The organism is Acinetobacter sp. AOR34_HL, assembly GCF_027854795.1.
Lineage (GTDB): Bacteria > Pseudomonadota > Gammaproteobacteria > Pseudomonadales > Moraxellaceae > Acinetobacter > Acinetobacter junii.
The window spans coordinates 1-8,269 of sequence record NZ_JAKTID010000058.1; the positions used below are offsets into that span (position 1 = coordinate 1).

5 protein-coding genes and 2 pseudogenes are annotated in these 8,269 nt (G+C 39.1%); 4 read left to right on the forward strand and 3 right to left on the reverse strand.

What is annotated here, in order from left to right:
• Together MKL32_RS10255 and MKL32_RS10260 are read right to left on the reverse strand one after the other, a co-directional pair.
• Positions 1 to 314 (reverse strand): annotated as a pseudogene (locus tag MKL32_RS10255) (IS701 family transposase); the annotation flags it as partial.
• Positions 315 to 573: 259 nt separating this feature from the next.
• Positions 574 to 1,305, reverse strand: a complete 732-nt coding sequence (locus MKL32_RS10260; RefSeq protein ID WP_125272707.1) for a Fic family protein — start codon at positions 1,303 to 1,305, stop codon at positions 574 to 576.
• A gap of 423 nt (positions 1,306 to 1,728) precedes the next feature.
• Here MKL32_RS10260 and lldP point away from each other — a divergent pair, with 423 nt between their 5' ends.
• The 4 genes from lldP to dld all read left to right on the forward strand — a co-directional run bounded on the left by lldP (position 1,729) and on the right by dld (position 7,234).
• Positions 1,729 to 3,393, forward strand: coding sequence for an L-lactate permease (gene lldP / locus MKL32_RS10265; protein WP_005402463.1), 1,665 nt, complete (start codon positions 1,729 to 1,731; stop codon positions 3,391 to 3,393).
• A gap of 17 nt (positions 3,394 to 3,410) precedes the next feature.
• Positions 3,411 to 4,154 (forward strand): transcriptional regulator LldR, encoded by a 744-nt coding sequence (gene lldR / locus MKL32_RS10270; protein ID WP_004961408.1) that lies wholly within the window; start codon positions 3,411 to 3,413, stop codon positions 4,152 to 4,154.
• A 3-nt stretch (positions 4,155 to 4,157) separates the two neighbouring features.
• Positions 4,158 to 5,303, forward strand: coding sequence for an FMN-dependent L-lactate dehydrogenase LldD (gene lldD / locus MKL32_RS10275; protein WP_004961411.1), 1,146 nt, complete (start codon positions 4,158 to 4,160; stop codon positions 5,301 to 5,303).
• A gap of 230 nt (positions 5,304 to 5,533) precedes the next feature.
• A complete protein-coding gene (dld, locus tag MKL32_RS10280) occupies positions 5,534 to 7,234 on the forward strand; it encodes a D-lactate dehydrogenase (RefSeq protein WP_004961414.1) in 1,701 nt (566 codons plus the stop codon).
• A 457-nt stretch (positions 7,235 to 7,691) separates the two neighbouring features.
• On the opposite strand, the pseudogene MKL32_RS10290 reads toward dld, so the two are convergent.
• Positions 7,692 to 7,877 (reverse strand): annotated as a pseudogene (locus MKL32_RS10290) (ATP-binding protein); the annotation flags it as partial.
• Positions 7,878 to 8,269 lie beyond the last annotated feature (392 nt).

The window sequence follows — 8,269 nt, forward strand, 5'->3', positions numbered from 1 at the left end:
TTGACGGATCGGTGGTGTTTGCCTGACCAAAAATAGCTAACTAAGTCCATATGTTGACTATATGGTTTATCTAAAACAGTATCATCAATACTGACTATAAGTTTGTTATTATCAATATGTTGAATTGATTCTTGATATAGGTCGTGAGGTGTGTAATCTTCACGCTCTAGAAAGCGATTTACACTATCATGCGAGATATTATAAGTCTCGGCAAGTTGTGTGCAGCTAATAGAGTTCGGTTCTGTCATGAGAAAGCCCATATAAATGGGTAGAGTACAAGTTGCTGTAGAAGCATGTTTAATTCGTCTGATCACAGATACTTTATAAAGTATTTTAGTACTTTTTTGAATCCGTCAATGCGTAAGTCCTAGTATAAATTTCTTTACTAGAAGAATTTTAAGCCCATATTCATCATTAAGTCATGAGGGTTATAATATTATTATCATTAGACTTCTTGCGTTAGTCAAAATTTAAACAGCCCAAAGCTACATTTTATAAGGTTTTAGCCAATTCAAAAATTAGGTAAAACGATACTTTCGCAAGAGGTCTATTAAATAAATAGCTATAGAATAACTATATTCCTAAAACCACCTGATACGGTTTAAATCCTTCGATTACTGCATCCGAAACCAATTGAATAAAAGCTTCAGTCTTTTCATATGCCATCCATTGATCAAGAGCCTCATAGTAAGCCAAACGATTTTCTACTGTAATCACACAAGGCGGATAGCCTGCTTTTAATAGTTCAAGATTCATCAAAAGACGTGACGTGCGACCATTGCCATCAATGAATGGATGAATGCCAACAAAATCAGCATGTACTTTGGCTGCACGTTCAATTGGATGTAGCTTATGTGCTTCACTATTATACCAGTCTACTAATTGAGCCATCTTGTCATTTAATAACGTGTAATCAGGCGGTGTAGATGTGGCACCAGAGATCAATACGTTTTGCTGGCGATAGCGGCCAGCATTATCATCATCAATATTCTTTAAGATAAGCTGATGGATATTACGAATTTGCCATTCAGAAAAAGGCTCCTCTTTCCGAATGATATCTTCAACATAGTAAATTGCATTTCTATGGTTGATCGCTTCGAAGTGTTCTCTTAATGCCTTTCCACCAACAGTAATACCTTCGAGTACTAGTTTTGTTTCTAGCAGGGTGAGGGTATTACCTTCAATTGCATTGGAATGATAGGTCCAGCGGACAATAAGATCTTCTTGTAAATTTTTGACAATTGACGGAGAGAGAGGGCGATGTTGATCTAATTTTTTCTTTAAATCATCAATAGTTTCAAACATAACCTTATCCCTGAATTTGTCTTAGTCGATCATACATGAAAAAAGAAATATCAGAAATGTAGTGATATATCATTACATATTGTATTGACTGTAAAAGTAGTAGGTTAGCCTTTCGTTGTCCGGTAGATTTTAGGTATAGGCTTATTCATTTGGGAATTATATTGCTGAATAAGCTTTCAAGAATAGGTTTGTGCAACAAAACCATGTATTACTTAAGTTTTTAATAATGTATAAGATTTTAATAGATTCTAAAATTGGTCACACCAAAAAATAAATTAAAGCTTGTCTATTGCGTTTTTCGGCTAATATTTCTAATATAAAATGTACATTTTATCTCTTAATTACTAAATTGGTCATACCAGTTTAGTATATAAGTGTAATAAACTATTCAATCTAGTAGTTAAGCATTTCAAGGAGTAGACAATGCTTCAACAGTGGCAACAAATTTATGATCCCATGGGCAATATTTGGATTTCGAGTGTAATAGCGCTAGTTCCTATTGTTTTCTTTTTTTTGGCATTGGCTATTTTTCGTATGAAGGGGAGTGTAGCCGCGACAATTACCGTTTTTTTAGCCTTTCTGGTCTCATTATTTTTATACAAAATGCCAATCGGAATGGCATTGGCATCAATGGTCTATGGATTCTTCTACGGACTGTGGCCAATTGCATGGATTATTATCGGTGCAGTTTTTATATATAAGATTTCAGTAAAAACAGGACAGTTCGATATTATTCGCTCCTCTATTCTGTCAATTACAGAAGATCAGCGTCTGCAAATGCTATTAGTTGGGTTTGCTTTTGGTACGTTTTTAGAAGGTGCGGCAGGTTTTGGTGCGCCAGTCGCAATTACTGCGGCACTGTTGGTGGGACTCGGTTTTAAGCCTTTATATGCGGCTGGGCTATGCCTGATAGTTAACACTGCACCTGTTGCTTTTGGTGCAATGGGAATTCCGATCATTGTCGCTGGGCAGGTTTCAGGTGTTGACACTATGGAAATCAGTCAAATGGTGGGTCGTCAGTTACCCTTTATGGTGCCAATTGTATTGATCTGGATCATGGCAATTATGGATGGCTGGCGTGGGGTTAAAGAAACTTGGCCTGCTATTTTAGTCGCCAGCTTATCTTTTTCTTTAGCGCAATATTTAACATCAAATTTTGTTGGTCCTGAATTACCCGATATTACTGCTGCAATTGCAGCATTGGTCAGTTTGACAATCTTACTTAAGTACTGGAAGCCAAAACATATTTTTCGTTTTCAGGATAAAGATTTACAAGTAGATGAAACTATTATTGAGCAAGTTCGTAAGCAATACAGTGTGGGGCAGATAGCTAAAGCTTGGTCTCCATTTTTGATACTTACAGCAATGGTGACGGTCTGGAGCATCAAACCTTTTAAAGATTTATTTGTTAAGGACGGTGCACTAAGTGATTTAGTAGTTTCAATTAAAGTGCCGTATTTGCATCAATTGATTCAAAAGCTACCGCCTGTCGTGCCTGAAATTAAAGATTATGATGCGATTTATAAGTTTGATTGGTTATCGGCAACGGGTACGGCGATTATGTTGGCGGCATTGATCACGATCATTTATTTAAAAATGAAACCTAAAGAGGCAGTTTCGACATTCTTTGAAACCGTGAATGAACTAAAAACACCAATTTATTCGATTGGTATGGTGCTCGCTTTTGCCTTCATTGCAAACTATTCAGGTCTGTCAGCAACGCTTGCTTTAGCACTGGCACATACGGGTCAGGCTTTTACCTTCTTCTCACCATTCTTGGGTTGGGTTGGGGTGTTTCTTACAGGTTCAGATACTTCAGCTAACGCATTGTTTTCAGCGTTACAAGCCACTACAGCACAGCAAATCGGTGTGCCTGAAGTCTTGTTAGTTGCTGCCAATACCAGTGGTGGGGTAACAGGTAAGATGATTTCCCCTCAATCAATTGCGATTGCTTGTGCGGCAGTGGGTTTAGTTGGTAAAGAATCTGATTTATTTAGATTTACAGTAAAACACAGCATTATCTTTACGGTGATGATTGGTATTATTGTGGCCTTACAAGCTTATGTTTTCCCGTGGATGATTCCATAAACGGGTCAAGGAAAAAAATGAAAGTCTCCGACAAAGTGGTACAGCGTTTACGTCTATTGATTGAAAAAAATAATGTGCAAGTCGGAGAGCGATTGCCTGCTGAACGGCAACTCTGTGAACAGTTGGGTGTGTCTCGTAGCTCTTTACGTGAGGCGATTCAACAGCTGATTACCGCAGGGATTATTCAGAGCAAAGCGGGTGCAGGCACCTATTTAAAGCAGTTGCCTGCACATTGGTCACAGCATCAAATCGTTGAGCCATTATTCGGTTTGATAGATCAAGATCCTGAATATCGTTTTGATGTACAAGAAGCTCGTATGGTGCTTGAAGGTGGTACAGCATGGTATGCCGCACAACGTGCCACACCCAGTGATTTGATCAATATTCGTCAGTGTTTTGAGCAGATTAGCCATTTTCAGGCTTTAGGTGATGATGCCCACGCAGCAATAGCAGATGCGAAGTTTCATCTAGCGATTGCAGAAGCATCCCACAATTTAGTACTGATCCAAATGATGCGTAGTTTGTTTGATTTATTGCAAGACAACGTGATGTTAGGGCGACGTAAAGTCTACACTACACCACAACATTTTGAACAATTGCATGACCAGCACTTTGAGGTGATGGACGCAATTGAACGTCAAGACTCAGAGACTGCACGTAAAGCAGCTTGTGGGCATATTGAATTTGTTGTTCAACGCGTACGTATGATCGATGAAGAAGAAGCTCGTCGTCAACGTTCGAGTCGATTAAATAGGACATAAGTTATGATTATTTCTTCTGCAAATGACTATCGTGAAGCTGCGAAACGTCGTTTACCGCCATTTTTATTTGAATACATCGATGGTGGCGCCTATGCGGAATATACCTTAAAGCGTAATGTAGAAGATTTATCAAAAATCGCTTTACGTCAACGTGTGTTAAATGACATGTCTGAGCTGAGCTTAGAAACGCAATTGTTTGGTGAAAATTTGGCGTTGCCAGTGGCATTGTCACCTGTAGGTCTAACGGGTATGTATGCGCGTCGTGGTGAAGTTCAAGCCGCAGTTGCCGCAGATAAAAAGGGCATTCCATTTACCTTATCAACAGTTTCAGTTTGTCCGATTGAAGAAGTGGCACCTGCGATTCAACGTCCAATGTGGTTTCAACTGTATGTACTACGTGACCGTGGATTTATGAAAAATGCCTTGGAACGTGCTAAAGCCGCAGGCTGTTCTACCTTAGTATTCACAGTCGATATGCCTGTTCCAGGTGCGCGTTACCGTGATGCACATTCAGGAATGAGTGGTAAAAATGCTGCAATGCGTCGTTATATGCAATCGTGTATGCACCCACACTGGGCTTGGAATGTCGGTTTATTGGGTCGTCCGCATGATTTAGGTAACATTTCGAAATATTTAGGTAAGCCGACAGGTCTGGAAGATTATATCGGTTGGCTGGGCAATAACTTTGACCCTTCAATTTCTTGGAAAGATCTTGAGTGGATTCGTGATTATTGGGAGGGTCCCATGGTTATTAAGGGGATTTTAGATCCTGAAGATGCCAAGGATGCAGTACGTTTTGGCGCAGATGGAATTGTGGTCTCCAATCACGGTGGTCGCCAGCTTGATGGTGTTTTGTCTTCTGCTCGTGCGCTTCCTTCAATTGCAAGTGCGGTCAAAGGTGACATCAAAATTTTAGCAGATTCAGGGATTCGTAACGGTCTTGATGTAGTACGTATGTTGGCTATGGGTGCAGATATTTGCATGCTTGGTCGTGCATTTGTATACGCACTTGGTGCTGCCGGCGGTGCTGGGGTAAGTAATTTACTAGATTTGATTGAGAAAGAAATGCGTGTAGCAATGACATTGACTGGTGCAAGAACCATTGCAGATATTACATCGGATTGCTTGGTCAAGTTAGAGAAAGAGTAAGCGATTTAATTACTCACATTAGTAAATTTCTGCCAACTTTCCTTTGAAAAAAGAGATTCTTATCCGAATAATTTAGGTAAACAAAGCTTTCTTTTGAAAAAGGGGCTTCGATAGTTTAGAAAGAATCTCTTCTAATCTTCACTTGTGCTGAATTTTAAAGCCGTGTTTTAAAAGATACCTAGGAGAGAGAATTATATTATTTGGGCATTTATACAATAGAAGACTTAAAAATGATAAACACTCAATCCTCTTCTCGACAGACTATTCAAAAACTAATAGATATTGTTGGTAAAAACAATGTGCTGACTGATGAGAAAGATACTCGTTTGTATCGCCAAGGCCGCCGTTACGGTACAGGAAACGTCTTAGCTGTCGTTGTTCCTGGGACATTGGTCGAACAATGGAAAGTGCTTGAAATAGCGGTAGATGCTGGTTGTATCGTAATCATGCAAGCCGCTAATACAGGACTCACAGGTGGCTCAACTCCATTTGGCGATGATTATGATCGTCCAGTATTATTAATGAGTACCCGTCGTCTAAGGGGCATTCAAGTAATCAATGAAGGTAAGCAAGTCATTTGTTTACCAGGTGCGACTTTGGATCGTTTAGAAAAAGAATTAGCAGTTTTTAATCGTGAACCTCATTCAGTCATTGGTTCATCTTGTATCGGTGCTTCAGTTTTAGGCGGCGTATGTAATAATTCTGGTGGAGCATTGGTGCGTCGTGGGCCTGCGTACACAGAACTTGCATTATATGCGAGAGTGAATGATCAAGGCTCGCTTGAATTAGTCAATCATTTAGGTGTGAATTTGGGTCATTCTTCTGAGGAAATCTTATCGAATTTGGAACAACAAAAATATCAAATTGCCGACATCGAAAACGAGAGTCAGTGCTGTGCATCAGACCATCGTTATATTAAAGATGTGGCGAAAGTTGATGAAAACACGCCGGCACGTTTTAATGCTGATCCATCCCGTTTATTCGAAGCATCGGGCTCAGCGGGTAAAGTCTGTGTGTTTGCAGTGCGTTTAGATACGTTTGAGAGAATTTCAAGCCAAGTGTTTTATGTGGGGAGTAATCACCAAGAAGATTTAACCAAAATCCGTCGTTTTTTACTGAAAGATTTGCCGCGTATTCCTATTGCTGGTGAGTATATTCATCGTGTTGCTTATGACATTGGTGCTGAATATGGTAAGGATACTTTTATGTTTATCGAGAAGTTCGGTACAGCCAAAGTGCCTGCTGCGTTTGCGATGAAAGATAAAATAGATGGTTATCTTGAAAAAATGAAAATGCGAGGTCTTTCTGATAAATTTCTGCAATTGCTGACAAAATTTCTACCGTCACACTTGCCGAAGCGTATGAATGCATTTCGAAATTTATATGAGCATCATTTGGTACTACGTATTGAAGATCAAGATGTTGCTGCGGTAGAGGCATTTTTAGAAAGCTACTTTGATCATCACGAAACTGGTGATTATTTCCTTTGTGATGAAGATGAAGGGCGAAAAGCATTTTTACATCGTTTTGCGGTCGCAGGTGCTGCAATTCGTTATCGAGATACGCACCGATCAGAAGTTGAAGATATTGTTGCATTGGATATCGCACTTCGCCGTAATGATCGTGAATGGGTAGAAACTTTACCTAAAGAAATGGATGAGCAGATTTTACATAAATTGTATTATGGACATTTTTTATGTCATGTATTCCACCAAGATTACATTGTTAAAAAAGATGTTGATCCTTTAGCTATGGAACATGCAATGTGGCGTTTGTTAGATAGCCGTGGCGCTGAGTATCCAGCAGAGCATAATGTTGGACATTTATATGTGGCTAAACCTGCGCTGAAAAATCATTATGAAAAACTTGATCCAACCAACAGTTTTAATGTCGGTATTGGACAGACATCTAAGCTTAAAAATTGGAAGTAACAGAAAATATTTTTAATGCATCGTATATTGGTAATAAACAGCCTAAAATAACGATATCTAGGATCTATAACCCTAAACCCATTTAAGCCAATGATTTCTTAATCTGAATGGTTGGCTTATTGTGAGAGCATATAGAGATGCACAGATACCGCTTAAAAAGCCCTTCATACTACGGACTCTACTCGTCATTAAATTGTATTACCCTTTTAATAAACTGAATGATATTGATCTAATTTATTTTTTAAATCATCAATGATTTCAAACATTGCCTTGTCCCTGTATATGTCTAGGATCACCGACAAACCCGGTACGGTTCATCCATCGCATCTCTTGAGAAAAAACGAAGAACATACAGTGCTGAATTTAAACAGCAGATCGTTCAGGCTTGTAATGCACCGGACCTTTCAATTGCTTCGGTTGTCAACGGCATTCTAAAATTGCCCCCTTTGACCTCGTATTAAGTTTCAACCTGTGGCTGAATCCCTATTCTTTTTTTACCCTTCAAGCGATAACTCTCACCCGATATTTGTACCACATGACAGTGATGCAATAACCGATCTAACATCACAGCGGTCAACGTGACATCATCCGCAAAGGATTTGGACCATTGGCTAAATGGTAAGTTACTCGTCAATATAGTACTATAGCCAAGTTCTAAATGGGATATTCAAAAGATTTTAAAGACAAAGTCATTGAGATTTTGACTAGAAATAAAATGTCTGTGTGAAAAACAGCAAAGCATTTCAATGTTTCTACACGTACGATCCAACTGTGGCAAAAGTCCACAGAGCGAAAACCTCTTCTTAGACCCTATTATTTTTAGGGGGGGATTACCCAATGTACTATGATAAGATTAACCCGTTAGGTCAGGTGGCTTAACTTAAATAAAAAAAGTCTCAGACAAACCCGGTACGGTTCACTCAAAAAATAGGAGCTTAGAGCCACTGCTGTCCCACAAATATCACAAGAAGAACCTCAATTGAGGTTCTTCTTGTTTTCGCCATTTTTTATCAGGCACAAAGAGTGACCTTAAAA